21 protein-coding genes and 2 pseudogenes are annotated in these 22,891 nt (G+C 65.9%); 12 read left to right on the plus strand and 11 right to left on the minus strand.

The annotated features are described in order from the left end of the window. Nucleotides 1-19: 19 nt before the first annotated feature. The gene (locus KBY72_RS04045) at nt 20-1,084 is read left to right on the plus strand and encodes a methyltransferase domain-containing protein (protein WP_254959650.1); all 1,065 of its coding nucleotides are present in this window, start codon (nt 20-22) and stop codon (nt 1,082-1,084) included. On the opposite strand, the gene KBY72_RS04050 is transcribed toward KBY72_RS04045, so the two are convergent. The 5 genes from KBY72_RS04050 to KBY72_RS04070 are packed head-to-tail and all read right to left on the minus strand — an operon-like array spanning nt 1,067 to nt 5,653. Beyond that, entirely contained in the window at nt 1,067-2,065 is a 999-nt protein-coding gene (locus tag KBY72_RS04050; protein ID WP_254993122.1) for a hypothetical protein, read from the minus strand. The genes KBY72_RS04045 and KBY72_RS04050 overlap by 18 nt on opposite strands. A 4-nt stretch (nt 2,066-2,069) precedes the next feature. Then, nucleotides 2,070-3,068: a UPF0104 family protein gene (locus KBY72_RS04055; protein ID WP_254959652.1), complete on the minus strand. Its 999-nt coding sequence runs from the start codon at nt 3,066-3,068 to the stop codon at nt 2,070-2,072. 17 nt (nt 3,069-3,085) lie between these two features. Next, nucleotides 3,086-4,297 carry a nickel pincer cofactor biosynthesis protein LarC gene (gene larC / locus KBY72_RS04060; RefSeq protein ID WP_254993123.1) on the minus strand — a complete coding sequence of 404 codons (1,212 nt, stop codon included), beginning with the start codon at nt 4,295-4,297 and terminating at the stop codon, nt 3,086-3,088. A gap of 4 nt (nt 4,298-4,301) precedes the next feature. Further along, the gene (locus tag KBY72_RS04065; RefSeq protein ID WP_254993125.1) at nt 4,302-4,946 is read right to left on the minus strand and encodes a hypothetical protein; all 645 of its coding nucleotides are present in this window, start codon (nt 4,944-4,946) and stop codon (nt 4,302-4,304) included. Continuing rightward, a complete protein-coding gene (locus KBY72_RS04070; RefSeq protein ID WP_254993127.1) occupies nt 4,943-5,653 on the minus strand; it encodes a hypothetical protein in 711 nt (236 codons plus the stop codon). Before KBY72_RS04070 ends, KBY72_RS04065 begins: the two co-directional genes overlap by 4 nt. Nucleotides 5,654-5,725: 72 nt before the next feature. Between KBY72_RS04070 and KBY72_RS04075 the strand changes: the two genes are divergently transcribed. After that, nucleotides 5,726-6,565 (plus strand): tetratricopeptide repeat protein, encoded by an 840-nt coding sequence (locus tag KBY72_RS04075; RefSeq protein WP_254959656.1) that lies wholly within the window; start codon nt 5,726-5,728, stop codon nt 6,563-6,565. Here the strand turns inward: KBY72_RS04075 and KBY72_RS04080 are convergent. After that, nucleotides 6,495-6,941, minus strand: coding sequence for a hypothetical protein (locus KBY72_RS04080; protein ID WP_254959657.1), 447 nt, complete (start codon nt 6,939-6,941; stop codon nt 6,495-6,497). The genes KBY72_RS04075 and KBY72_RS04080 overlap by 71 nt on opposite strands. An 88-nt stretch (nt 6,942-7,029) precedes the next feature. Here KBY72_RS04080 and xth point away from each other — a divergent pair, with 88 nt between their 5' ends. Beyond that, entirely contained in the window at nt 7,030-7,848 is an 819-nt protein-coding gene (gene xth / locus KBY72_RS04085) for an exodeoxyribonuclease III (RefSeq protein ID WP_254993128.1), read from the plus strand. A 19-nt stretch (nt 7,849-7,867) separates the two neighbouring features. Here the strand turns inward: xth and KBY72_RS04090 are convergent, their stop codons facing one another. Further along, complete coding sequence (locus KBY72_RS04090; protein ID WP_254959659.1) at nt 7,868-9,349, minus strand: FAD-linked oxidase C-terminal domain-containing protein; 1,482 nt, start codon at nt 9,347-9,349, stop codon at nt 7,868-7,870. A 177-nt stretch (nt 9,350-9,526) separates the two neighbouring features. Here KBY72_RS04090 and hemL point away from each other — a divergent pair, with 177 nt between their 5' ends. Genes hemL through KBY72_RS04120 form a run of 6 tightly spaced genes read left to right on the plus strand, consistent with a single transcriptional unit; the run spans nt 9,527 to nt 15,330 of the window. After that, nucleotides 9,527-10,765, plus strand: coding sequence for a glutamate-1-semialdehyde 2,1-aminomutase (gene hemL, locus KBY72_RS04095; protein ID WP_254959753.1), 1,239 nt, complete (start codon nt 9,527-9,529; stop codon nt 10,763-10,765). Next, nucleotides 10,762-11,988, plus strand: coding sequence for an ABC transporter substrate-binding protein (locus KBY72_RS04100; protein ID WP_254993129.1), 1,227 nt, complete (start codon nt 10,762-10,764; stop codon nt 11,986-11,988). Before hemL ends, KBY72_RS04100 begins: the two co-directional genes overlap by 4 nt. A gap of 9 nt (nt 11,989-11,997) precedes the next feature. Then, nucleotides 11,998-12,930: a branched-chain amino acid ABC transporter permease gene (locus tag KBY72_RS04105; RefSeq protein WP_254959661.1), complete on the plus strand. Its 933-nt coding sequence runs from the start codon at nt 11,998-12,000 to the stop codon at nt 12,928-12,930. 5 nt (nt 12,931-12,935) lie between these two features. Then, a complete protein-coding gene (locus KBY72_RS04110) occupies nt 12,936-13,844 on the plus strand; it encodes a branched-chain amino acid ABC transporter permease (protein ID WP_254959662.1) in 909 nt (302 codons plus the stop codon). After that, entirely contained in the window at nt 13,841-14,605 is a 765-nt protein-coding gene (locus KBY72_RS04115; RefSeq protein WP_254959663.1) for an ABC transporter ATP-binding protein, read from the plus strand. The genes KBY72_RS04110 and KBY72_RS04115 overlap by 4 nt, the downstream gene beginning before the upstream one ends. Continuing rightward, on the plus strand, nt 14,602-15,330 hold the full coding sequence (locus KBY72_RS04120) for an ABC transporter ATP-binding protein (RefSeq protein WP_254959664.1): 729 nt from the start codon (nt 14,602-14,604) through the stop codon (nt 15,328-15,330). Before KBY72_RS04115 ends, KBY72_RS04120 begins: the two co-directional genes overlap by 4 nt. 11 nt (nt 15,331-15,341) lie before the next feature. On the opposite strand, the gene KBY72_RS04125 is transcribed toward KBY72_RS04120, so the two are convergent. Next, entirely contained in the window at nt 15,342-15,596 is a 255-nt protein-coding gene (locus KBY72_RS04125) for a Nif11-like leader peptide family natural product precursor (RefSeq protein WP_161956147.1), read from the minus strand. Nucleotides 15,597-15,677: 81 nt separating this feature from the next. Here KBY72_RS04125 and KBY72_RS04130 point away from each other — a divergent pair. Beyond that, nucleotides 15,678-17,048 (plus strand): annotated as a pseudogene (locus KBY72_RS04130) (NAD(P)/FAD-dependent oxidoreductase). A gap of 91 nt (nt 17,049-17,139) precedes the next feature. Here the strand turns inward: KBY72_RS04130 and KBY72_RS14505 are convergent. Continuing rightward, nucleotides 17,140-17,350 (minus strand): annotated as a pseudogene (locus KBY72_RS14505) (DUF2231 domain-containing protein); the annotation flags it as partial. 155 nt (nt 17,351-17,505) lie between these two features. On the opposite strand from KBY72_RS14505, the gene KBY72_RS04140 reads away from it, so the two are divergent. Then, a complete protein-coding gene (locus tag KBY72_RS04140) occupies nt 17,506-18,018 on the plus strand; it encodes an HdeD family acid-resistance protein (RefSeq protein ID WP_254931237.1) in 513 nt (170 codons plus the stop codon). A gap of 99 nt (nt 18,019-18,117) precedes the next feature. Here the strand turns inward: KBY72_RS04140 and KBY72_RS04145 are convergent, their stop codons facing one another. Further along, complete coding sequence (locus tag KBY72_RS04145; RefSeq protein ID WP_254993131.1) at nt 18,118-21,885, minus strand: hydantoinase B/oxoprolinase family protein; 3,768 nt, start codon at nt 21,883-21,885, stop codon at nt 18,118-18,120. Between the two features lie 4 nt (nt 21,886-21,889). Next, nucleotides 21,890-22,381: a YajQ family cyclic di-GMP-binding protein gene (locus KBY72_RS04150; protein WP_106502775.1), complete on the minus strand. Its 492-nt coding sequence runs from the start codon at nt 22,379-22,381 to the stop codon at nt 21,890-21,892. Nucleotides 22,382-22,466: 85 nt separating this feature from the next. On the opposite strand from KBY72_RS04150, the gene KBY72_RS04155 reads away from it, so the two are divergent. Next, nucleotides 22,467-22,886 (plus strand): MAPEG family protein, encoded by a 420-nt coding sequence (locus KBY72_RS04155; protein WP_254931239.1) that lies wholly within the window; start codon nt 22,467-22,469, stop codon nt 22,884-22,886. Nucleotides 22,887-22,891 lie beyond the last annotated feature (5 nt).

Consider the following 22,891-nt stretch of genomic DNA (forward strand, 5'->3'; position numbering starts at 1 on the left):
CAGCAGGCCGCGAGCTGCCATGCCCACCCAAGCCGCCGTCCAGGCCTATTACGGCCAGGAGCTCACCGGCACGGCCGACCTCAAAACCAGCGCCTGCTGCGATGCCGACGCGGTGCCGGCTTGGCTGCGGCCGCTGCTGGCCCGGATCCACCCCGATGTGCTGGCGCGCTACTACGGCTGCGGCCTGGTGTGCCCGCCCCTGCTGGAGGGCTGCCGCATCCTCGATCTGGGCTGCGGCACGGGCCGGGACGTCTACGCCCTGGCCCAGCTGGTGGGCCCCAGCGGCTCGGTGGTGGGGGTCGACATGACGGCGGAGCAGCTGGCGGTGGCCCGCGAGCACTTGGCCTTCCATGCCGAGCAGTTCGGCTACGCCAACGTGTCGTTTCAGGAAGGCACGATCGAAGCCCTCGAGGCGCTGCCCCTGGAGCCCGGCAGTTTCGATGTGGTGGTGAGCAACTGCGTTCTCAACCTCTCCACAAACAAAGCGGCGGTGCTGCAGGGGGTGAAACGGCTGCTCAAGCCGGGCGGAGAGATGTACTTCTCCGATGTGTACGTCGATCGGCGCCTACCTGAAGCGGTTCGGCGCGATCCGGTGCTCTACGGCGAATGCCTGGGCGGAGCGCTCTACTGGAACGACTTCCTGCGCCTCGCCAAGGGCGCCGGCTTCCCCGACCCACGGCTGGTGAGCGACCGCGAGCTCCAGATCACTGAGCCAGCCCTGGCGCCGCTGGTGGGCGAGGCCCGCTTCTATGCCGCCACCTACCGCCTGTTCCACATCGCCGAGCTGGAAGATGCCTGCGAAGACCACGGCCAGGCCGTGATCTACCGAGGCACCATCCCCCATCACCCCTACCGCTTCGACCTCGATGGCCACCACGCCATCGAAACCGGCCGGGTGTTTCCGGTGTGCGGCAACAGCTTCCGGATGCTGCAGGCCACCCGGTTTGCGCCCCATTTCACGTTCATCGGCGACTTCAGCCGCCACTTCGGCCTGTTCCCCGGCTGCGGCAGCAGCCTGCCCTTCACGGGCGTCGCCGCAACCAAAGAAACCACAGGCGTGGTGGACTCAGGAAGCTGCTGCTGACGCCTCGTCCTCCCAGAACAGGTGATCCACCGAGCTGAGCCGATGGGGCCGGCACACGTTGAACTGCTGCCGCACCTCCGATAACGGCAAGGGGGCCAGGGCGAAATGGTCCACCAGGGAGAAATCGGCGCTGCAGGCACTGCCACGCTTGAGTTCTGAAGCCAGCAGATAGGCCGCCGAAGGGCTGTCCAGGCTGGAGTGATCGGGCGCCAGGGTGGGATTGGCGCTCACAAAGCCCGCTTCGTGGGTCACCAAAGATGCCAGTAGGGCACTCTCATTGATGGGGTTGTCCTGCATCGCCCACTGAAAAGCGCTGAGGGCGATCTCGCCGGCACTGGTCGCCGCAATCCCCGCAATCACGTGGGTCATGTCGTGGGCCAGGTAGAGGTGATTGAGGGCGCAGGCATCCCGCCCGGGCAGGGGGAAACCGAAGCGGTCGTAATAAACGAGCAACGCCCGACCCAGGCTGGCCTCCGGGAGCTGGGCGAAGCCCTCAATCCGCGCCACCAGCGCCGGTTCTGGCTGGTCACCAGAAGCCAGCGGATCCGCCAGACCGGGCTCACTCCGCAAGGGCAGGAAGGTCGTGAAGATCCTGCCCACATCCGCCGCCGCCTGGTCGACCCCCTGGCGCAACCAATCACGGCTCACCTCCAGGACCGCGCTGCTCACCCCCAACGCCTCGGCATAGGCCCAGCCCAGCGCGAGCTGAGCATCCGTCTGCGGATGTCGGCAAAACTCGAGGGTCATCTGCAGCAGATGGGCCACCCGCCGCGTCGGCAGATCATTCAGCGCTGCCGCCAGTTCTTCGGGAGCGATCGGCTCCAGCGCTGAAACGCGCAGGTCTGGGCGCTCCCAAAGGTGGTTGAGCAGTGCCTGCAGTAGACGCCGCTGCTCCACGGTCGGGCCGCCGCTGCAGGAGATAGATCCCAGCAGGCCCCGGGCCACCGGCTCTACCAAAGATCCATCCAGCAGCAAGCCCATCTCCCTAGGCCGACAACTGGGACTGCCGCGGCCGATCCAGCCTGGCCGTGAGCGCCGCCAGCAGATCGGCGATGGTCACAACCAGCCGGTAGCTGATCGCAATCGCCAGCAGCGGCGCCTCGGGGATGGCGAAGCCGAGGCGCAGCAGCAGCACCGACTCGAACACGCCCAGGCCTCCGGGGGCGCCGGGCACCACCAGCCCAGAGGTCCAGGCCAGGGCGAAGCCCGCCAGCCAGCCGCCCCAGCTGAGGCTGTAGGAGAGGTCGAAGGCGTGCACGCAGCAGGCGAAGCCGCCAAAGCGCAGCAGCACAAATCCAAACTGCACCAGCAGCGGCGGCCAGGGATAGGAGCGAATCGGCGCAGTGGCGGCCGCCTCGATGTCCATGCCCAGCGCCGAGACCTTGCGGCGCTCCAGGCGACTGAGCAGGGGGTTAAGCCAACTGGGCCAGAGCAAGGCCAAGGGCAACAACCCCAACAAAGCCAGGCCCTGTTGCCAGCCGCCCGCAGACATCAGCGCCAGGGCCGCCACCGCCGCCACCAAGGGGTCCAGCAGCACCGCCACCAGGGCCAGAGCGCCCGGGGCCGGGGCCGCCAAGGGGGCCTCAGCGCTGCGCAACAGCTGCACGCGACTGGTGAGGTGCCAGATGCCACCGGGCAGGAATTTGCGCAGGTTGGTATCGAGGTAGACCCGCACCAGCTCGCCCCAGCGGGGGCGCAGCCCGAGCCAGCGCAACACCACGCCGAAGGCCAGGCCGTTGGCCACCAGGCTCAGCAAACTCACGCCCACCCCCAGCAGCAACCACAGCCAGCCCTGGCGATCGAGGCTGAGCTGCAGCAGCTGGCGCCCGTGGCCCACTAGGGCCGCCAGCAGAAAACCGAAACTCAGCAAGCTGATCCACAGCTTCAAGCCGCCGGGCAGGGGCGGCAAGCCCTCCCACCAGGCGGCCAAACGAGTCAGCCCGCGGCGGCAGCGCTGAAGCAGGGCTTGGGCAAAAGTCGGCATGCTTGGGGCTGGTTGGCTTAGGGCTCGCTGGGCAAGTTGGCGTCAGGCTGGGCCTCGAGGGCCTGCTGCACAACCAACCGCACCTGATCGATCCCCAGTGTGTGCTGGCGCGCAAGAGCTGCCAGATCGTCGTGTTCAGGCTTGCTGCGCCAGCGGCCGTCGGGAAGCTGGGCCTGCTTGAGCCGCACGGGCCCCAAGGGAGTGGCCAGCTCCAGGCTGCGGCGCGGCAGCACCCAGCGGGTCTGGGAATGTTCGCGCAAGCCCAGGGTGGTGCTCTGCCGCCACCACACCCGGCGCAACCTCTCGGCCTGCTCGGGGGCGACAAGGGCCGTAAGCAGCTGGGCGGTGCGTCCTTTCTTCATGGCGATCGCCTGGCTGAACACCTCCAGGGCCCCGGCCTGGCGCAGCTCCTCAGCCAGAAAAGCCAGATCCTCCGCCGTGGCGTCATCGATCTGGGCCTGCTGCACCAGCACGGTTTCGAGCTGGGCAGGATCGGAGCCGCCGCAATCGGCCAGGGTGAGTCGCAGCAGGTTGGGGCGATCCAGGCTGCGGGAGCCCAGCCCCACGCCCACCCGCTTAGGCACGTGGGTGGGTGCATGGCCAAAGCGCGTCGCCCAGCAGGCCGCTAATGCCAGACCGGTGGGGGTGGTGAGTTCACCGGGGGGGAAGCCCTCGGCTGAGGCCAGGGGAATCGCCCGCAAGCGGGCCAGCTCCAATACGGCAGGCGCCGGCAGGGGCAGGGTGCCGTGGGCCGTTGCCACCAGGCCATGACCCGCCGGCGGCGGGCTGCACACCAGTTGCTCCACCCCGAAGTGCAGCAGCCCGGCGCACACCCCCACCACATCCACCAGGGCATCGAGGGCGCCCACCTCGTGGAAGTGCACCTGCTCGGGGCTGTGGCCGTGCACCGCCGCCTCCGCCGCCGCCAGCAGGCCAAACACCTCCAGCACCCGCTGCCGCAAGGGCTCGGGCCAAGGGGCAGCTTGCAGCTGCCGGCGCAGATCGCCCCAGAGCCGATGGGCCGGCTGGCGCTCCAGGCTCACCACCTCCAAATGCAGGCCGCGCAGGCCACCGCTGCGGCGCTCTTCAAGCTCCAAGCGGTAGGTCCCGGCCAGGCCGAGGGCGGCCAGGGGGCCATGGATCTCCGCCTGCGGTAGCCCCAGATCCAGCAGGGCTGCCAAAAGCATGTTGCCGGCTAGGCCCGTGGGCGCATCCAGCAGCGCCAGCACCGCCTCAGGCCTCCCCAGCCAGGGGGCGTCCCAGCCTTGGCGCTAGAGCCAGCAAGGCATCGGCCTCGCTCTGTAATTGCTGTTGACTGGCGCGCAACTGGGCCTCCACCTCCCGGCGGGCCCGGCGCTGTTCCCGCTGGGCGGTGTCAACGTCTTGGCCGGAGAGGCCCCAGAGCCTCCCCAGCAGGGCCCGGTCGTCCGTGCCGCCCACGCTCTGGCCGTAGATGAGCTGCTCGGCCACCATGCCCGCCTGCAATACCCGGCTCCAGCGCCGCAGCTCCTCGGCCGGCAACTTGGCATGGGCCGGCGGCTCCAGTTCGGTGCTGCCGCTGGTGTTGAGGCCGGCCCGCAGGCAGGCCAGGGAACCCACCAGCACCTGGCGCACCGCCATCTCCTCTTTACGGGCCACCAACAGGTGACCCGCCTCATGAATCGCAATCCGCCGCAGGCGGGCGCGGCCCCCTGGCAGGGCTTCGGCCAGCACATGGCCGCCGCGGCCACCGAAGCGGGCCGCATCCAAGGTGAGGCCGCCCAAGCCCAGGCCCGCTATCAGGGTCACAATCCAGGGCGAAAGGCCTAGGGCGGGGCCAAGAATCGCCGCCAAGCTGATCAAGCCCACGGCCAGGCCAGCCGCCAGGGGTTGGTTCATGGCCGGCGCGGGCCGCCCTGACCAGCCGCCGCCGGCCGTGCCTTGCCTCCCTTACCACCCTTGCTTGCAGCACCATCGCGGCGCCCCTTGCCGCCCCGGTTACCCCGCTGGGCCACAGGGCCGATCACTTCAAAGCTCTCCAGCTGCAGCTGCTGGGCCTGGCGGCGCAGGTTGAGCGCCACGAAGTGGCGCAAATGCTCGAGGGGCACATCACCCTTCAGCTGCAGCTTGAAGGGCACGGGGCGGCTGCCATCCGGGCGGGGCATCACCCGCACCTTCACCACCAGATCGCCGGTTTCAGGGCGGGTGTAAATCAATTCACCGCGCACCGAGAAGTAGTCGTCGCCCTCGGGCAATGCGTCTTGAGGGCTATCGGCAGCAGGACTTTCGGCAACAGGTAATTCAGCTTCCTCAGCCGCGGCCAGGGTGCTGGGCTCCCACACACCCACCATCTGCAGGTGCAACCCCTCCTCCTCCCTCGAGCGGGGGTAAACCACCCAGAGATGGGGCTCTTCGAGGTTGAGGTGGCGGCGCATCAAAGTGAGCAGCCGGCCCAGCACCACGGCCTCCAGCTCGGTGCCATCAGCCGTGCGGATCACCCCCCGGGTGAGCTGCTCAGCATCGGTGGGCACATAAACACCACGCACCACGCCAATGGCCCGGTATTGCGTGGGTTCGGTTACCGGAGAAATCGGGTGTTGGCGCATGGGCTGAACTTTAAGTGCCCCAGGGCAAAGGCACAAAGGGCAGACTGGCAGCCCATCGCTGGCCGCTTGCAAATGCCCGCCGCTCCCAACCGTTCCGGGATCTGGACTGGGCTCGCCATTGCGGGGGCAGGAGCGCTGTGCATCGCCGCTGGCTGGTGGCTGGGACAGCTACAGGCCGGTTCGGCTGGATCCGATCCCTCCCGCACGGCCCTGGAGCGTCAGGCCTCCTCCCTGCAGCAGCGGCTCAACCAGGGCGAGGCCAGCCAGGCCGAACAGCAGCGGCTGCTGGAGCTACTGGTAGCTCTGGATCGCAAAGCGGAGGCCACAGCGCTGCTGGAGCGCCTAGCCGACCAGCAACCCCAGCAGTGGTCGCTGCGGCTGCTGCTGGCCGAGCTGCGCCGCGACCAGCAGGACCGCAGCGGCGCTGAGCGGGAGGTGCGCCAACTGCTCAACCTGCGGCCCGACCAGATCGAGGGCCTGCAGCTGATGGCCCTGCTGCAACTGGAAATGGGGCGTGGAGACCAGGCCCAGAGCCAGCTGGAGGCGGCGCTGCAGAGGGCTAGCAAACCCCAGCTGAAACCGGAGGCCCTGCCGATCGGCCTGCTGCTTGCCAACCTGCTGCAGAAGCGAGGTCAAGCGGGCCAGGCCGAGTCCGTGCTGCTCAAATTGGCCGCAGAATTCCCCACCGACCAACGCCCCCTGCTGGCGCGGGCGATGCTGCAGCAGGAGCGCGGCGATATCAAAGGGGCCCAGGAGTCGCTGGCGTTAGCACGCTCCCGTAAACCTGGCCCAAGCGACCCGCGCCTGGATCAGGTTGCCGCCGCCTGGGGATTGGCGCCGCTCAGGGACCCTTCACCGTTGCCGCCGGGGCAGCCGACGCCGGCGCTGCAGGCGGAGAGTGGAAATCCCTGAGGGCCGCGTCCACCGCATCGCCAGGGTTGGTGGCGTTATCCATGGAGGTGGCCTTGCGCAGCTTGTTCATCAAGTCGATTGGGTTGGCGGAATCGAGCGCCGAACCACCTCGATTGGTTCCGGTGCCGTAATCGAGCTCCCGCTCCTGCTGGGGGCTGCTGATCGTTTGGCCGTAGCCCTTTTCCTGGGCCCTGGCCGCTCCAACTCCAGCTACCGAAGCGACTCCAACTACAGAAGCAACTCCAAGTACCGAAGCAACAGCCGCGGCCAAAGCAACCGATGCGCCGAAGTAGCCCAGGGAATTGCATCCCAGGGCCTTGCTTCCCAGTGCACTGGCAGAACGGGTGCTGGACAGCGGCGAACTATCAGCGGCCATGGGTTATGCACTCCGATACTCTCCGAGCCCCATCCTAGGTGCGTTCCCCAGGGTGGGTTTCGGCCGCCTCCCTGCTGACCCCCTACCTATGAAGATCGCCACCTGGAACGTCAACTCGGTGCGCACCCGCCTCGAGCAGGTGCTGGCCTGGCTGCAACAGGAACGCCCCGATGTGCTGTGCCTGCAGGAAACCAAGGTGACCGATGTGCTGTTTCCGCGTGAAGCCTTTGAGGCCCTTGGCTACGCGGTGGCCATCAGCGGCCAGAAGGCCTACAACGGCGTCGCCATCCTCAGCCTGCTACCCCTCGAGGACGTGCAGATCGGCTTTGAGGCCCTGCTGCCCGCCGAGCAAGAAGCGGTCGGTCTCAGCGAGCAGAAACGGGTGATCAGCGCCCTGATCGACGGCATCCGGGTGCTGAATCTCTACGTACCCAACGGCAGCTCGCTCAAGAGCGAAAAGTACGCCTACAAGCTTGAGTGGTTGGCCTGCCTGCGGCGCTACCTGGAGGAGCAGGAGCGCCAGGGAGATCCCCTCTGCATGGTGGGCGACTTCAACATCGGCCCCGAGGCCCGCGACATCCACGATCCGGAGCGACTCAGCGGCGGCATCATGGCCAGCGCGGCGGAGCGCTCAGGCCTGCAGCTGCTGCTGGGCGAGCGGCTCACAGACGTGTTTCGGGTGTTCGAGCCAGAGGCCGGGCACTGGAGCTGGTGGGACTACCGCACCGGCGCCTGGGACCGGGACCGGGGCTGGCGTATCGACCACATCTACCTCTGCGAACAACTGCTCGCCTGCGCCACCAGCTGCGTGATCCACAAGGCCACCCGCGGCAATGAGCAGCCCAGCGACCACGCCCCAGTGGTGGTGAATCTGGTGTGGCCGCCTGAAACCGACAACTGGAACTAAGAACTGGAGCTGAGCCCGTTCAGAACACCACCGCTTCATCGGGCAGCGCCTGGCCCTGGGCCTGCAACACCGCCACCCTGCGAGCCGATTCGCCGCAACTACTTGGGGTGGGGAAGATCTTGCCGGGATTAGCAATATTCAGCGGATCGAAGGCCCGGCGCACCAGCTGCATCGTGGCCAGGTCATCGGGGCCGTACATCCAGTCGAGGTAGCAGCGCTTATCGCTACCCACGCCGTGCTCGCCGCTGATGCTGCCCCCCTCATCCACACACAGCCGCAGAATGTCTGCGCCCAGGGCCTTCACCCGCTCCTCGATGCCGGGCTCCTGGGCCGAGTAAAGGATCAAGGGGTGCAGGTTGCCGTCACCGGCATGAAAAACATTGGCCACCGGCAAGCCGTAGCTGGCGCTGAGCTGCTCAATCGCCGCCAGCACCCGGGGCAGGGCACTGCGGGGCACTACGCCGTCCTGGAGGTAGTAGCTGGGGAAGCGGCGACCCAAGGCTGATACGGCCGATTTGCGCCCTTTCCACAGCAGGGCGCGCTCCTGGGCATCAGTGGCCTGGCGCACGGTGCGGGCGCCCGCCTGGGAGCAGAGCTGGGTGGCGAGCTGCACCGCCGCTGCCACCTCCCCCTCCTGACCATCCAGCTCGATCAACAGCAGTGCCGCCGCATCGCGGGGGTATTCATCAACGCCGAAGTAGTCGTTCACCGCCTCGATCGTGAGGCGATCCATCATTTCCATGCCAGCAGGCAGCAAGCCGGCGGCAGTCACCTGACGCACCGCCTCGCCGGCCGCTTCCATGCTGGTGAAGTCAGCTAGCAGCACGGCCACGCTCTGGGGCGCCCGTAGCAGCCTCAGGGTGATCGCCGTAGCGATACCCAAGGTGCCCTCACTGCCGATAAAGGCGCCCCGTAAATCGAGTTCAGGGGTTTCGTCGAGCTCGCTGCCCAGGCAGGTGGTGCTGCCATCTGGCAGCACCACCTCCAGACCCAGCACGTGGTTGCTGGTCACGCCGTATTTGAGGCAGTGCACACCACCGGAATTTTCGGCCACGTTGCCGCCGATGCTGCAGGCCACCTGGCTGGAGGGATCTGGGGCGTAATAAAAGCCATCGCCGGCCACCGCCCGCGTCACCCAGCTGTTGATCACACCGGGCTGCACCGTGATGCGCTGGTTTTCCAGGTCTATGGCCAGCACCTGGCGCATGCGGCTGGTGGCGATCACCAGGGCCTCGATCTCAGCCACGGCGCCGCCGGAGAGGCCGGTGCCGCTGCCCCGGGCCACAAACGGCACTCCTTTTTGATGGCAGAGCTTCACCGCGGCAGCCACCTGGGCAGTCGTCTCAGGCAGCACCACTAGAGGCGGCTGGTGCCGGCTGAGGGTGAGGCCATCGCAGTCGTAGGAAAGCAATTCCTGGCGCGCCGACACCACGGCGCGGAGTGGCAGGAACTGGCGTAACTGCCGCTCCATCTCTGGCCAATTGATGCCCAGATGACCCATCGCAAGAGGCTCAATTTACCGAGCAAGCACCAGGGGTCTGTTTTGGGTCAGGATGGTTGACGGTTTTGTCCCTCTGCGGGTTCCGCTTTGACCTCGGCTGCCACCTCCGCTCCGGCCTCGGGTTCTGCCCACAACACCAGCCGCTCCCAGGAGCTCTTCAATGCTGCCCAGAGCTTGATGCCCGGTGGCGTCAGCTCCCCGGTGCGGGCGTTCAAGTCGGTCGGCGGTCAGCCGATCGTGTTCGACCGGGTCAAGGGCGCCTACGCCTGGGACGTGGACGGCAATCGCTACATCGATTACATCGGCAGCTGGGGGCCGGCCATCTGCGGCCATGCCCACCCCGAGGTGATCGCAGCCCTGCATGAGGCCCTCGACAAGGGAACCAGCTTCGGCGCCCCCTGCGCCCTGGAAAACACCCTCGCCGAGATGGTGATTGCAGCCGTGCCTTCGGTAGAGATGGTGCGCTTCGTCAACAGCGGCACCGAGGCCTGCATGTCGGTGCTGCGCCTGATGCGCGCCTTCACCGGCCGCGAAAAGATCATCAAGTTCGAGGGCTGCTATCACGGCCACGCCGACATGTTTTTGGTGAAGGCCGGCTCCGGGGTGGCCACCCTGGGCTTGCCCGATTCCCCTGGCGTGCCGCGCAGCACCGCCGCCAGCACCCTCACCGCCCCCTACAACGATCTGGAAGCCGTCAAGCAGCTCTTCGCCGAGAACCCCGGTGAAATCGCCGGCTTGATTCTTGAGCCTGTGGTGGGCAATGCGGGCTTCATCACCCCCGAGCCTGGCTTCCTCGAGGGCATCCGCGAGCTCACCAAGGAGAACGGCGCCCTGCTGGTATTTGACGAGGTGATGACCGGCTTCCGCATCAGCTACGGCGGCGCCCAGGCCAAATTCGGCATTACCCCCGACCTCACCACCATGGGCAAGGTGATCGGTGGCGGCCTGCCCGTGGGGGCCTACGGCGGCAGAGCCGACATCATGTCGATGGTGGCCCCAGCCGGCCCCATGTATCAAGCCGGCACCCTCAGCGGCAATCCACTGGCGATGACCGCCGGCATCAAGACCCTGCAGCTGCTGCAGCAGCCCGGCACCTACGAGCGCCTAGAGGTAATCACCAAGCGGTTGGTCGCCGGTATCCTTGATGCTGCCCGCAGCGCCGGTCTGCCAATCTGCGGCGGCTCGATCAGCGCCATGTTTGGTTTCTTCCTCTGCGATGGCCCGGTGCGCAACTTCGAGGATGCCAAGGCGTCTGACACCGTGCGTTTCGGCAAACTGCATCGCGCCATGCTCGAGCGCGGCGTCTACCTGGCCCCAAGCGCCTTCGAGGCGGGCTTCACCTCCCTGGCCCACTCCGACGCAGACATCGATGCCACCATCGCGGCCTTCCGCGCATGCTTCGCAGCGGTGGCTTGACCCTGGCTCCCATGAAGCGTCGTCTTGCCTCCAGCCTGGCCGCCCTGCTCTCTGCTGCGGCAGCACTCAGCGCCTGCCAGGGCTCAGAGGATCAGGGTCCAGTCAATCTGAGCAAGGGCGTTCCCGTTGGGGCCGTATTGGCACTCACCGGCAATGCCAACGTCTACGGCCAAGACCAGAAAATCGGCATCGAGCTCTCCCTGGCAGCCCTCAATGGCGCCGGCGGCGTTAACGGCAAACCGCTATCCCTAAGCATCGAAGACGGGGGCAGCGCGGAGCCCAGTGCCAACGCTGCCGTCTCCTTGCAGATCAACCGGGGCATACTTGCCCTGATTGGCCCCACCCTCTCCCAGCAATCATTTTCTGCCGGTCCGATCGCCCAGCGCCGGGGCGTGCCCTTGGTGGCTCCTTCTAATACCGCTACCGGCATTCCGGAGATCGGCTATTTCATTAGCCGGGTATCAGCCCAAAGCTCGGTGATCGCGCCGCTCTCGATTGCCAAGGCCCTGCAACTCAACCCGGGCATCCGCCGGGCAGCGGTTTTTTACGCCCAAGACGACGCATACAGCACCGCAGAGACGGTGATCTTCCAGCAGGCCCTCACAGCCAAGGGACTCAAGCCAGTCACGGTGCAACGCACCCAGCTCAACGACCAAGACTTCCAAAGCCAGATCACCGCCGCCCTGAATCAGAAGCCTGATCTGGTGGTGCTGTCGCTGCAGGCGATGGATGGCGGCAACCTGATCCGCCAGTTGCGGGAGCTCGGCTACCGCGGCGCGATCGTGGTGGGCAATGGCATGAACACGCCAAACATCTACCCGATCTGCCAGAAGTATTGCGACGGCATCTTGATCGCCCAGGCCTACAGCCCGGAGCTGGCCACGCCCGCCAACCAGCGCTTTACTGCCGCCTTCGCTGCAGCCCAGGCCCGCAATCCCAAGGTCAGCCCGATCCCACCCCAGCTCACCGCCCAGGCCTACACCGCCATGCAGGTGATCGGCGAAGCGCTCGCTCGCCTCGATCGCAGCCAACCGCTCAAGGGCCTCAGCGTCAGCCAGGCCCGCCGGGCCTTGATGGCTGAAATCCTCGGCGGCACCTACCAAACCCCCCTCGGTGAAATCCGCTTCACGCCCGAGGGCGAGGTGATTCAGAAAAACTTCTTTGTCGCCCAGGTGCGCATGAATGCTGGGGGCAAAAGCGGACGCTTTAGCCTGCTGCCGTAGGGAAGCGGCATGGAAGGCCTGCTGCAACTGCTGTTCAACGGGCTTTCGGTAGGAGCTGTATACGCCCTGTTTGCCCTTGGCTACACCTTGGTGTTTTCAGTACTGGGGGTGATTAACTTCGCCCACGGGGCGATCTTCACCATGGGGGCCTACTTCACCTATCTGCTGATTGGTGGCGCGGTGGGTGCTAATGGTTTATTGGCCGGCCTGCAGTTCCCCTTTGCCCTGCCCTTCTGGCTGGCTCTGCCACTGGCGGGCATAGCCGCAGCCGCAGTGGCCCTAGTGGTGGAGCGCATCGCCTTCCGCCCCCTGCGCGATCGAGGCTCGGATCCCCTGCTGGCCCTGATCACCAGCCTTGGGGCCGGTGTGATTTTGGTGAACCTGATCCAGCTGCTGGTGGGAGCCGAGAGCTATTCGATTCCTGTGGGCACCCTTGGCTCCCTGCCGGCGGCGCTGAGCATCGCCGGCGCCAAGGTGCGCACCGTGCAGGTGATGCTGCTGGCCATCTCCGGCCTGCTGCTGGCAGCCCTTTCGATCTGGATAAACGGCAGCCGCAGCGGCAAGGCGCTGCAAGCCGTTTCCGAAGACCCGGTCACCGCCCAGCTGCTCGGCATCAACAGCGCTCGCGTGATCCAGATCGCCTTTGGCATCAGCGGCTTCCTGGCCGGCATGGCCGGCGGCCTGGTGGGGTTAAGCATCAGCATCGCCGGGCCTTACTTCGGCATTGGCTACGGGCTTAAGGGGCTGGGAGTACTGGTGCTGGGCGGGCTCGGCAGCGTGCCTGGGGCCGTGCTTGGCGGCTTGATCATCGGCCTGGCCGAGGCCTGCGTGCCCGCTGATCTATCGGGCTACAAAGATGCGGTCTCCTTTGGCTTCCTGTTCCTGGTGCTGTTGATCAGGCCCCAGGGTCTGCTGGGCCGACCCCAGGCAAACAAGGTTTGATCAGCATGGACGCCGGCCTGCTCGAACAAATGCTGCTGGGGGCCCTACTGGGCCTGTCGGTGTACCTGCCCCTGCGCTGCGGCCAGCTCTCCCTCGCCACTCCGGGCTTCTTCGCCATCGGCGGCACGGTGGCAGCCCTGCTATCAACGCGGGTCCCCGCCCTAGCCGGCAGCGGCAGCACCTACCCAGTCACTTCAGTTTTGCTGGAGATGGCGCTAGCGGCCCTGCTCACAGGCGTGCTGGCCCTGGGCCTGGGCAGGGTGGTGCTGCGGCTGCGGGGCATCTACCTAGCCATCGCCACGATCGCCCTGGTCGAGATTCTGCGGGTTGTCACCCTCAACCTGGAATTCACTGGCGGAGCCCTGGGCATCTTCGGCATCCCCCAGCCCTTCAATAGCGCCGCTGGCTACGCCGCCTTCACCCTGGCGCTGTTGGCCCTGATCTGCTGGCTATGCGACCGGCTCGAAAAGACCCGGCCCGGCCGGGCCATGGCCGCCATCCGCGACGACGAACTGGCCGCCGCCAGCCAGGGCATCAACACCGCCGACACCAAACTGCTCGCTTTTGTACTGAGTGCCCTGGTGGCTGGAATCACCGGCGTGGTTGCGGCCCACTTCCTCAACTCCTGGAACGCCAAGCTGGGCAACTTCGACGCCAGCATCACCACCCTGGCGTTTGTGGTGTTCGGCGGCTCGCGCACCTGGCTGGGGCCGGTGTTTGGCGGGCTGCTGCTCACCGCCCTACCAGAGCTGCTGCGCCCGGTCGGCGACCTGCGCCTAATCGTGTTTGGCGCCGTGATTCTGGTGGGTCCCCTGTTCTTTCCCCAGGGAGTGATCACCCCGGAGCTGTTCAAGTCGTTCAAGCCGCGAATACGAGGCATCCCCACGGCAGCAGCGCAGGGGGTAAAGCAATGACCCTGCTCCAGCTTGAGGATGTGGGGGTGCGCTTTGGTGGCCTGCGGGCCCTGCAGGGTGTCGATCTTGAGGTGAAGCAGGGCGAGATTTTTGGCCTGCTCGGCCCCAACGGTGCCGGCAAGACCACCCTTTTCAACGTGATTTCTGGCCTCACCGCCCCCAGCAGCGGCACCGTGCGCTGGCGAGGGGCAAGCCTTGATGGGCTCAGCAGCCACCGCATTGCCCGCCTCGGCATCGCTCGCACCTTCCAGAATCTGCGGCTATTCAGCAGCATGAGCTGCCTTGAAAATGTGCTTGTGGGAATGCATCAGCACGCCCGTCAGCCGCCCCTTGCAGCCCTGCTGCAAACCCAGTCCTTTCGCCGCCGCGAATCCCAGCTGCAGCAACAGGCTCTAGCGCTGCTTGACCTATTTCAACTGGAAGCCACTGCCCACCAAGACGCCGCCAGCCTCTCCTATGGAGACCGGCGCCGGCTGGAGATGGCCCGGGCCCTGGCCAGCCGTCCCCAGCTCCTGCTGCTCGATGAGCCGGCCGCTGGCATGAACCCCTCAGAGAAAGATGAGCTGCGGGAGCTGATTCGGCGCATCCGGGACCAGTTCAAGCTGACGGTGCTGATCATTGAGCACCATGTGCCCTTGATGTTGGGCCTGTGCGACCGGCTGGTGGTGCTCAACTTCGGCCAACGCATCGCCCTGGGCAGCCCCGACCAGGTGCGGCGCGACCCGGCGGTGATCGAGGCCTATCTGGGCGGTGGCGCATGAACGGCCCCCAAGCGCCCCTGCTCGAGCTGCGCAACCTGGTGGTGCGCTACGGCAGCATCACGGCCCTGCATGGCATCAATCTGAGGGTGCAAGCTGGCGAGTTGGTGACCCTGCTAGGGGCCAATGGCGCCGGTAAAAGCACCACCCTGCGGGCCATCTCCGGCCTGATTCACCCCGTCGGCGGCGAAATCCTCTGGCATGGCGGCTTGATCAATCGCCTGCGCACCGAGCGCACCGTGAAGTTGGGCATCAGCCACTGCCCGGAGGGCCGGCGCGTGCTCAGCCGCCAGTCGGTAGCCGACAACCTGGCCCTGGGCGCCTGGTTGCGCCGGGACAAAGCCGCTATCGCCACAGATCTGGAGCGCTGCTACGCCTTATTTCCCCGCCTGGCCGAGCGCCGCAGCCAGCTGGCCGGCTCCCTCTCCGGAGGAGAGCAGCAGATGCTCGCCATCAGCCGCTCCCTGATGGCCAGGCCCACCCTGTTGATGCTGGATGAGCCGAGTCTGGGATTAGCGCCCCGGCTCGTAGCCGAGGTGATGGCCGCTCTGTCCCAGCTGCACCGAGACGGGCTGACGATTCTGCTTGTAGAGCAAAACGCCCAGGCCGCCCTGACCATTGCCGATCGTGGCCTAGTGCTGGAGGCGGGCAGCATCAGCGCCGGCGGCAGCTCAGAACAACTCCTGGCCGACAACAGCCTCCAGGCTTCCTATCTGGGGGAGAACTGAGCAGCTGCAGCTCAATCGTTCTCGGTAGCTCCAAAGCAATGCATTAGGGCATCGCCCCAGCTGTTGATTGCCGCTAGCTCGTGGTCCTTGGCGCTGCCCAAGGCCTTGGCGTGCTCGCGCAGCAACACTGTCTTATCGATGGCATGTCCATGCTCAGCCGCCATGGCCACGATGTCGTCTACGCCGGCAGCGGCATGCAGCTTGTCGCGGAGGGAGGCATCACCGGCAACGCGGGCCACAAAGGCCTGGATAGACGCAACAGACATGACTGACTCAGTAACCAGAGCTACTACTAGCAGGCCAAACCATGGCGAGCTCGATACGTTGAGGCGAGTGTCAAGGCAGCAATGGCCCGCGAACGCTTCTTCCTTGAGCTCGATCCACCAGATAGCAGTCTCAAAAGCCTGCCCCACGTGGTGGTGGTTGGCGGGGGCTTCGCCGGACTCAAGGCCTGCCATGCCCTGATTGGCAAGCCGGTGCGCGTGACCCTGATCGATAAACGCAACTTCAGCCTGTTCCAACCCCTCCTTTATCAGGTAGCAACAGGGCTGGTTGCGTAGGGGGATGTGGCCTCACCCCTGCGGCAGCTGGTGGGGCAGGCACCCAATGTGCAGGTCTTATTGGGTGAAGTGGAAGAGATCGACACCCAGGCGAAGCAGATCGTGTTCAACGACCGGCAGCTGGCCTACGACCACCTGATCCTGGCGGCCGGCTCCGGTAGCAGTTACTTCGGCCACGACGAATGGTGCGAAGCAGCGCCACCGATGAAGATTCTCGAGCACGCCGATGAGATCCGCCGGCGGGTGCTGCTGGCCCTTGAGGAGGCCGAACAGACCCCCGATCCGGCGCGGCGGGCCTTTCTGCAATCGGTCGTCGTCGTGGGTGGCGGACCTTCGGGTTGCGAACTCTCCGGCTCCCTGATGGAGCTGATGGCCCATGCCCTCGGCCGCGACTTCAAGCAGCTCGATCCCCGCCTGTGCAAGGTCACCTTGGTGGACCCGGGCGATCGAGTGCTGCGGGCGATGGATCCGAGCCTCTCGGCCGCCGCCGGCAGCTATCTGCAGTCCGCAGGGGTAGAGCTACTGCTAGGTGGGCGGGTTCAGACAATCGAAGCGGAGAAAGTGGTTGTTAACACCAGCGAAGGTGCCCGCACCCTGGAAGCCGCCACCATCTGCTGGACCGCCGGCGTGAAGGCCTCCCCTCTAGGCCAGGTGCTGGCCGATGCCAGCGGTTGCACCGTCGACCGGGGCGGACGGGTGGTGGTGGAGCCCGACTTCTCGATTCCAGGCCATCCAGAGATCCGCGTCATCGGCGACCTCTGCTCCTATAGCCACACCAGCGATGGCAAACCCCTGGCCGGCATGGCAGGGCCAGCCGTGCAAATGGGCGGCTGGGTGGCGGCCGACATAGTGGCAAAAATTCAAGGCCGAGCCCACAAAGCCTTCCAGTTCAACGATTTCGGCACCATGGCGGTGGTCGGTCCACTCCATGCCGTCGCCGACCTCCGCGGCCTCAAGGTGAGTGGCCTGCCGGGCTGGATCCTCTGGGGCCTGGCCCACTTGATGTTCATGCCCGCCAATGAAAATCGGTTGACCCTGCTCACCAAATGGTTGTGGGCGATCGCCACCCGTCAGCGGGCCTCGATGCTGATCACCGGTCGTCCGAATCAGCACCTGAATGTGGAGGTGGGACTGGTACAGCCGACAACCACTACCTGACCTTCTGCTGTTCAGACTGCAGGGTGTAACGACTGATCAGCAAGACACTCACAATAGCCAGTCCTGGTTGATGAAACTGCCGCGAGATGCGAAACATGCTCGCCACAAAGATGGCATCTGTGGCAAATAGGAGCTTCCAAAAGCTAACCTCAAAAAGCCGCAATCTGCGGGTTGCATCTGCAATGAGATCAAATACAAAAGTAATCAACCCCATGGCGATCAGAAAGTTCAAAACGATCGGACGGGATAGCGTCCATCCAAGGGAGGTTGTGGTCGTTGAGCGGCGGTAGCAGCTCAAGCATGGCGCCCATACCAAACACGATTGATCTCCACGCTGGAGAGAGCCAACCAGCAACGCCGAAAGCTGTGATGAGTTGCTAAACAGCCGTGAGCATTTCCTGACAGCGGGACCTTATGGCGCGGCGATTAAAGTTGAAAGCTAATTGCTTTTATACCGGTGACAGTTCCTGCTTCTCCCGCCCTGCGCTGGGTCACCGCAGCCCTGCTGTTTGCTGCGGCCGGGCTGTCGGTGGTGCTGCCATTTGTCTCGGCCACCTTGCTCACCATCGCCGTTGGGGCCGTATCAGTGATTGCCGGGGTATCCCAAATACTTCGTCTCACTGGCGAAGCCGATATCAAAGGAAAAATCTTCCGCCTGTTCTCCGGCCTGCTTTATTTGGGCGGCGGCGTCTGGGTGCTGGCATTCCCAGTTGCCAGTGAGGTGAGCTTGACGTTGTTTGTCGGCTTCCTGCTTGCTTTCGAGGGCGTGATGGAGCTAGCCGCCGCGGCCACCGGCCAGGGAGCGGCTCGTGGCTTGGTGCTGATTGACGGCATCGTCACCGCCGTACTCGGCGGCATGCTGATTGCCGAATGGCCCTCAGACAGCATCTGGGCGATCGGCATGTTGTTTGGCATTGGCATGGCGTTTTCCGCCATCAACCTGCTCACGGCCCCACCTAGCCAGCCTTAACAACTTAGTTGCCAATCGCCTCCACTATCGCCTCGGTTTTTGGGCTGGTGAACCAAACACCGTCGTCACCAGCGACAAACCATTTGATGGCAAAAGCGCTCATGGCCTACTGGGGGCGCCGTAGCCCCCACCTCCGGGGGTCTCAATGCGCAGGGCTTCACCGGGCTGGAGCTCCAGCTCGCAGCAGCCGTCGAGCTGCCGGCTCGAGCCATCAACCCCGATCCAGGTGTTGCGGCCGCAGGCGCCCGGCAGCCCGCCGGCCAACCCCGCGGGAGCCACCCGCCGCGCACCAGAGATCAGGGCAACGGTCATCGGGGCCAAAAAACGCAACTGCCGCACCGCCCCAGCGCCTCCCCGAAACCGCCCATCCCCGCCCGATCCGGCCCGGATCCCAAAGCGCTCCAGCCGCACCGGAAAGCGCGTTTCCAAAATTTCCGGGTCGGTGATACGGGAGTTGGTCATGTGGCTCTGCACAGCGGCCGCCCCGTCAAAGCCCGCACCACCGGGGCGGATGCCAGCACCGCTGCCCCCACCGATCGTTTCGTAGTACTGGCATTGGCCATTACCAAAGCTGAGGTTGTTCATCGTGCCCTGGGCGGCGGCTTGCACCCCCAGCGCCGCAAACAGAGCGTTGGCTGCCGCTTGGGAGATTTCCACATTGCCGGCAACCACCGCCGCCGGCGGATTGGGATGCAGCAGGGAGCCGGGCGGCACAATCAGCTCGATCGGCTCGAAGCAGCCGGCATTGAGGGGGATCTGTTCGCCCACCAGGCAGCGAAACACGTAGAGCACCACAGCCTTGGTTACGGCTAAAGGGGCGTTGAGATTGCCGCTGTGCTGGGGCGAGGTTCCGCTGAAATCAACCTGAACCCGGCGAGCCTCAGCGTCGATGCGAACAGCTACCTGGATGAATGCGCCGTGGTCGAGCTCCACCCGGGCAGACCCGTCGCTGAGGTGCGCAAGCGCCCGAGCCACCGCCTCGGCACCGTGGGCTTGCCCATGGGCCATGTAGGCCCGCACCTCGTCGAGGCCGTGGCGCTCAATCAAGCGCCCCAGCTCCTGAACACCCAGCCGATTAGCCGCCGCCTGGGCTTGCAGATCGGCAAGCAACTGGTCGGGGTTGCGTACTGGATGGCTACCTGCAGCTAGTCGCTGCCGCCACACCGACTCATCAAAGTTGCCACTACTCAAAAAGGGCACGTTGTCGAGTAGTAGGCCCTCATCATCGATGCTGCGACTGAAGGCCGGCATCGAGCCCGGGGTGATGCCGCCCACATCGGCGTGGTGGCCGCGGCAGGCCACAAAAAACAAAGGGGCCCCAGCCTGGGAGTCGCCCAAACCAGGGACAAAAACCGGCGTAATGGCAGTGATGTCTGGTAGGTGGGTGCCGCCGTTGTAGGGATTGTTTGACAACACCACATCGCCAGAAGCCAATGGTTGGCGCTCGCCCCGGGCGATGGCGGCAAGCAGGCTGACCACGCTGTCGCCCATAGAACCGAGGTGCACCGGGATATGGGGGGCATTGGCTACCAGCTGACCCGCAGAATCGAAGAGGGCGCAGGAGAAATCGAGCCGCTCACGGATGTTCACCGAGCGGGCGCTCTGCTGCAGCCGCCCACCCATCTGCTCGGCGATGGCTGCAAAGCGGTGGTTGTAGAGCTCAAGCAGGGTGGGATCGGGCCCCTGCTCCACATGTTCAACACTCTTATCACCAGTCTGGCCAATTGCCGCGCCGTCCCGCTCCAACAGCAGGGCTCCATCGGCCAGCACCAGGGCACGCCAGCCAGGCTCCAGCACGGTGGTGGTGGTCGCATCGACAACCAGGGCTGGCCCCGCGAGCCTCTGCTGGGGCTGCAGCTGGGAGCGCTGCCACAGCGGCACCGGCCGCCAGCCAGCCGCCTCGCCCAGCCACAGGGGAGTGGTTGGGGCAAGCGGGGCTTCAGCCACTGCCTGTTCTGGAAGCACTGCCTGTTCTGGAACCACCGCCGGGGGAGCCAGCTCCACCAGCAGCCGCTCCACGATCCAGTCTTCGCCCACCGGGCGATAGCCGAAGCGCTGCAGATGGGCGGCGCTAAAAGCTCGCTGCAGGTCTTCAACTCCTTGCTCGTTGGGCAACCACGCCACCTCCAGCCCCCGCTCACTGCCGGCGGCCCGCAGCTCCAGCTGCACCCCAATCCGGCCTGTGGCGCCCTCGGCCAAATCCCCCAGCCGGCGCAGGTCGGCGAACCCCTGCTGCTCCAGCTCGGCGGAGCGCTGACGCAGCAGGGGCAGGCTTGCGGGGCCCAGTGGCAACCGCGGCGAGCATTCCAGCAGCAACCTCTGCTCGGCCATGCCGAGGCCATAGGCGGAAAGCACCCCCGCCAAGGGGTGGAGCAACACCCGCGTCACAGCCAGCACCTCAGCCAGGCGGCAGGCATGCTGACCGCCAGCCCCGCCGTAGCTCACCAACAGGGCCTCGCGCAGGTCGTGGCCGCGTTGGATCGAGATGCGGCGCAGGGCTTCCGCCATCGTTTCAATGGCGATCTGCAGGGCACCTGCCGCCAGCCGCTCCGGGCTGATCCCAGGGGCCACCGCGGCCATCTCAAGCGCCAGCTCCGCAAACCCTCGCCGCACCGCTTCCCCATCAGCGGGTTGGTCGCCCTTGGGGCCAAACACAGCCGGCAGGGCGGCAAGCGGCAGGCGGCCGAGCAACACGTTGGCATCGGTGATGGTTAGCGGTCCGCCGCGGCGGTAAGCCGCCGGACCTGGATCAGCTCCTGCAGAAACAGGCCCAACCTGCAGCCGCCTGCCGTCAAAGCGCAGCACCGAGCCGCCGCCAGCAGCCACGGTGTGAATCGGCAACATCGGAGCTTGCAATTCCAGCCCAGCGATCTCGGTGGCAGGGCTGCGCTCCCAGGCCAGATCACCACCAGCGTTTGACACGCAGCGGTCATCGAAATGGAACACATCGGTGGAGGTGCCACCCATGTCGAAACCAACGATCGGCCGCGACGGCAGCCCAGCGGCAGCAAGGGCCCTCCTGCCCACTGCCACGGCGCCCACCATGCCTCCGGCCGGCCCCGAGAGGATCGTGTCTTTGGCCAGCAGCAGTTCAGGCGCTGCCAGAGCCCCACTGGATCGCATCACCCGCAGCCGAGTTGCTGGCCCCAAGGCCAGCTGCACCTGGCGCAGGTAGCGGCCCAGCACCGGCGCCACCGCCGCCTCCACCAGGGCGGTCTGGCCGCGGGGCACGAGCCTTGGCTGGCCACTGAGCCGATGGGAGAGCACCACGGCCTCGAAGCCCAGGGGTGCGAGCCACTGCTCCAGCTGCAGCTCCTGACTGGGATTGCGGGTGCTGTGCAGCAGGGCCACCGCGCAACTGCTGTAGCCGTCGGCCTGGGCTTGCCGCAGCAGCTGCTGCAAATCCTCTCCCCACTGCAGCGCCTCAAGCTCGAATCCCTCCGCGTCCAGGCGCCCCTCCACCTCCAGAACCCGCACCCGCAGGGGGCTGGGCCGCTGAATGGCCAGGGCAAAGAGGTCGGGGCGGTGCAGGTCGCCGATGCTGAGCAGGTCGGCAAAGCCGCGGTTGATCAGCAGCACCACCCCGGCGCCGCGCTGCTCCAGCAATGCGTTGGTGGCAACGGTGGTGCCGAGCCTCACCTCCCGCACCAATCCCAGCGGCAGGGGGCTGCCGGCCATAACGCCGGGCTCCATGCTCAGCAGCGCAGCTATGGCACGCACGGCCGGGTCCCCCGGGCACTCCGGCTGCACCGACAGCACCTTGCGCACCAGCAGCTCGCCAGCTTGGCTGCAGCCCACCACGTCTGTGAAGGTGCCACCCCGATCAACCCAGAACCGCCAACCAGGGGCGGAACAAGCCGGCTGCACCGGCTCAGCGGTAGTTCTCAAACTGCAAAGGCACTTCCACGTCCTGGGCCTTGAGCAGGTTGATCGCCTGCTGCAGGTCGTCCTTGTTTTTGCCGGTGATCCGCAGGCTTTCGCCCTGGATCGAAACGGTCACCTTCTTGAGCTCGTCGCGCACGGTTTTGCTCAGCTGCTTGGCCAGCTCAGAGCTCAAACCTTTGCGCAGTTTCACCACCTGCTTCACCCGGTTGCCCCCCACGGGCTCGGGGCTCTGGAAGTCAAAAATCTTCAGCGAGAGGTTGCGCTTGGTTGCCTTCTGGCGCAACACGTCCTCCACGGCCTGAAGGGTCATGTCGCTGGCGGTGGTGATGGTGAGGCTCGCCTCCTCCACCTCGATTTCGGTATTGGAATCCTTGAGGTCGTAGCGGGTGCCCACGTCGCGGCGCACCTGATCGATTGTGTTGACGAGCTCCTGGCGATCGAAATCGCTCACCACATCGAAGGAATAGGTGTCGGCCATGGGGCGCAGTTTGGAGGTCGGAGGCGTTCACGGATCGTAGGGGCGGCCTGTCAGCCTGACCAAGCACTGATTGCGCCTGCAGTTCATGACCTCCACCCTCGCCCCTTTCGCCTGGTCGTTGCTGCTGGCAGCTGGTGTGGTGGTATTCAGCACTGTGCCCCTGGGCGCCGCCCGCTCCCAGGCCAATTTCCAAATGGCCGACCTGGGCGCCCCGCGGGCGATGTTTGAGCGGCTGCCGGCCTGGGGCAAGCGGGCGGCCTGGGCCCACCAAAACTGCTTTGAGGCCTTCACCCTGCACGCGCCCGCTTCCCTGCTGTGCCTGGTGGCGGGTGTGAGCAGCCCGGTAGCAATCGCCGCGGCCTGGATCCATCCCCTGCTGCGCCTGGCCTACATCGGCATGTACGTAGGCAACGTGCCACCGCTGCGAGGCCTCTGCTGGGCTGGCGCTCTCACCTGCAGCGGCTTGCTCTACGTAGAAGGCCTAAAAGCGCTGCTGGGCTCCTAAGCCAC

It is taken from the genome of Cyanobium sp. BA5m-21 (assembly GCF_024346235.1).
GTDB lineage: Bacteria > Cyanobacteriota > Cyanobacteriia > PCC-6307 > Cyanobiaceae > Cyanobium_A > Cyanobium_A usitatum.

Bases quoted from the DNA above. Each gene is read 5' to 3' on its own strand.
- KBY72_RS04090 (WP_254959659.1), bottom strand. From the start codon at position 9,349: ATGGGTCATCTGGGCATCAATTGGCCAGAGATGGAGCGGCAGTTACGC.
- KBY72_RS04080 (WP_254959657.1), bottom strand. From the start codon at position 6,941: ATGGCCGCTGATAGTTCGCCGCTGTCCAGCACCCGTTCTGCCAGTGCA.
- KBY72_RS04070 (WP_254993127.1), bottom strand. From the start codon at position 5,653: ATGCGCCAACACCCGATTTCTCCGGTAACCGAACCCACGCAATACCGG.
- KBY72_RS04150 (WP_106502775.1), bottom strand. From the start codon at position 22,381: ATGGCCGACACCTATTCCTTCGATGTGGTGAGCGATTTCGATCGCCAG.
- KBY72_RS04065 (WP_254993125.1), bottom strand. From the start codon at position 4,946: ATGAACCAACCCCTGGCGGCTGGCCTGGCCGTGGGCTTGATCAGCTTG.
- KBY72_RS04075 (WP_254959656.1), top strand. From the start codon at position 5,726: ATGCCCGCCGCTCCCAACCGTTCCGGGATCTGGACTGGGCTCGCCATT.
- KBY72_RS04125 (WP_161956147.1), bottom strand. From the start codon at position 15,596: ATGTCTGTTGCGTCTATCCAGGCCTTTGTGGCCCGCGTTGCCGGTGAT.
- KBY72_RS04055 (WP_254959652.1), bottom strand. From the start codon at position 3,068: ATGCCGACTTTTGCCCAAGCCCTGCTTCAGCGCTGCCGCCGCGGGCTG.
- KBY72_RS04045 (WP_254959650.1), top strand. From the start codon at position 20: ATGCCCACCCAAGCCGCCGTCCAGGCCTATTACGGCCAGGAGCTCACC.
- KBY72_RS04110 (WP_254959662.1), top strand. From the start codon at position 12,936: ATGGACGCCGGCCTGCTCGAACAAATGCTGCTGGGGGCCCTACTGGGC.
- hemL (WP_254959753.1), top strand. From the start codon at position 9,527: ATGCCCGGTGGCGTCAGCTCCCCGGTGCGGGCGTTCAAGTCGGTCGGC.
- KBY72_RS04155 (WP_254931239.1), top strand. From the start codon at position 22,467: ATGACCTCCACCCTCGCCCCTTTCGCCTGGTCGTTGCTGCTGGCAGCT.
- KBY72_RS04120 (WP_254959664.1), top strand. From the start codon at position 14,602: ATGAACGGCCCCCAAGCGCCCCTGCTCGAGCTGCGCAACCTGGTGGTG.
- xth (WP_254993128.1), top strand. From the start codon at position 7,030: ATGAAGATCGCCACCTGGAACGTCAACTCGGTGCGCACCCGCCTCGAG.
- KBY72_RS04115 (WP_254959663.1), top strand. From the start codon at position 13,841: ATGACCCTGCTCCAGCTTGAGGATGTGGGGGTGCGCTTTGGTGGCCTG.
- KBY72_RS04050 (WP_254993122.1), bottom strand. From the start codon at position 2,065: ATGGGCTTGCTGCTGGATGGATCTTTGGTAGAGCCGGTGGCCCGGGGC.
- KBY72_RS04105 (WP_254959661.1), top strand. From the start codon at position 11,998: ATGGAAGGCCTGCTGCAACTGCTGTTCAACGGGCTTTCGGTAGGAGCT.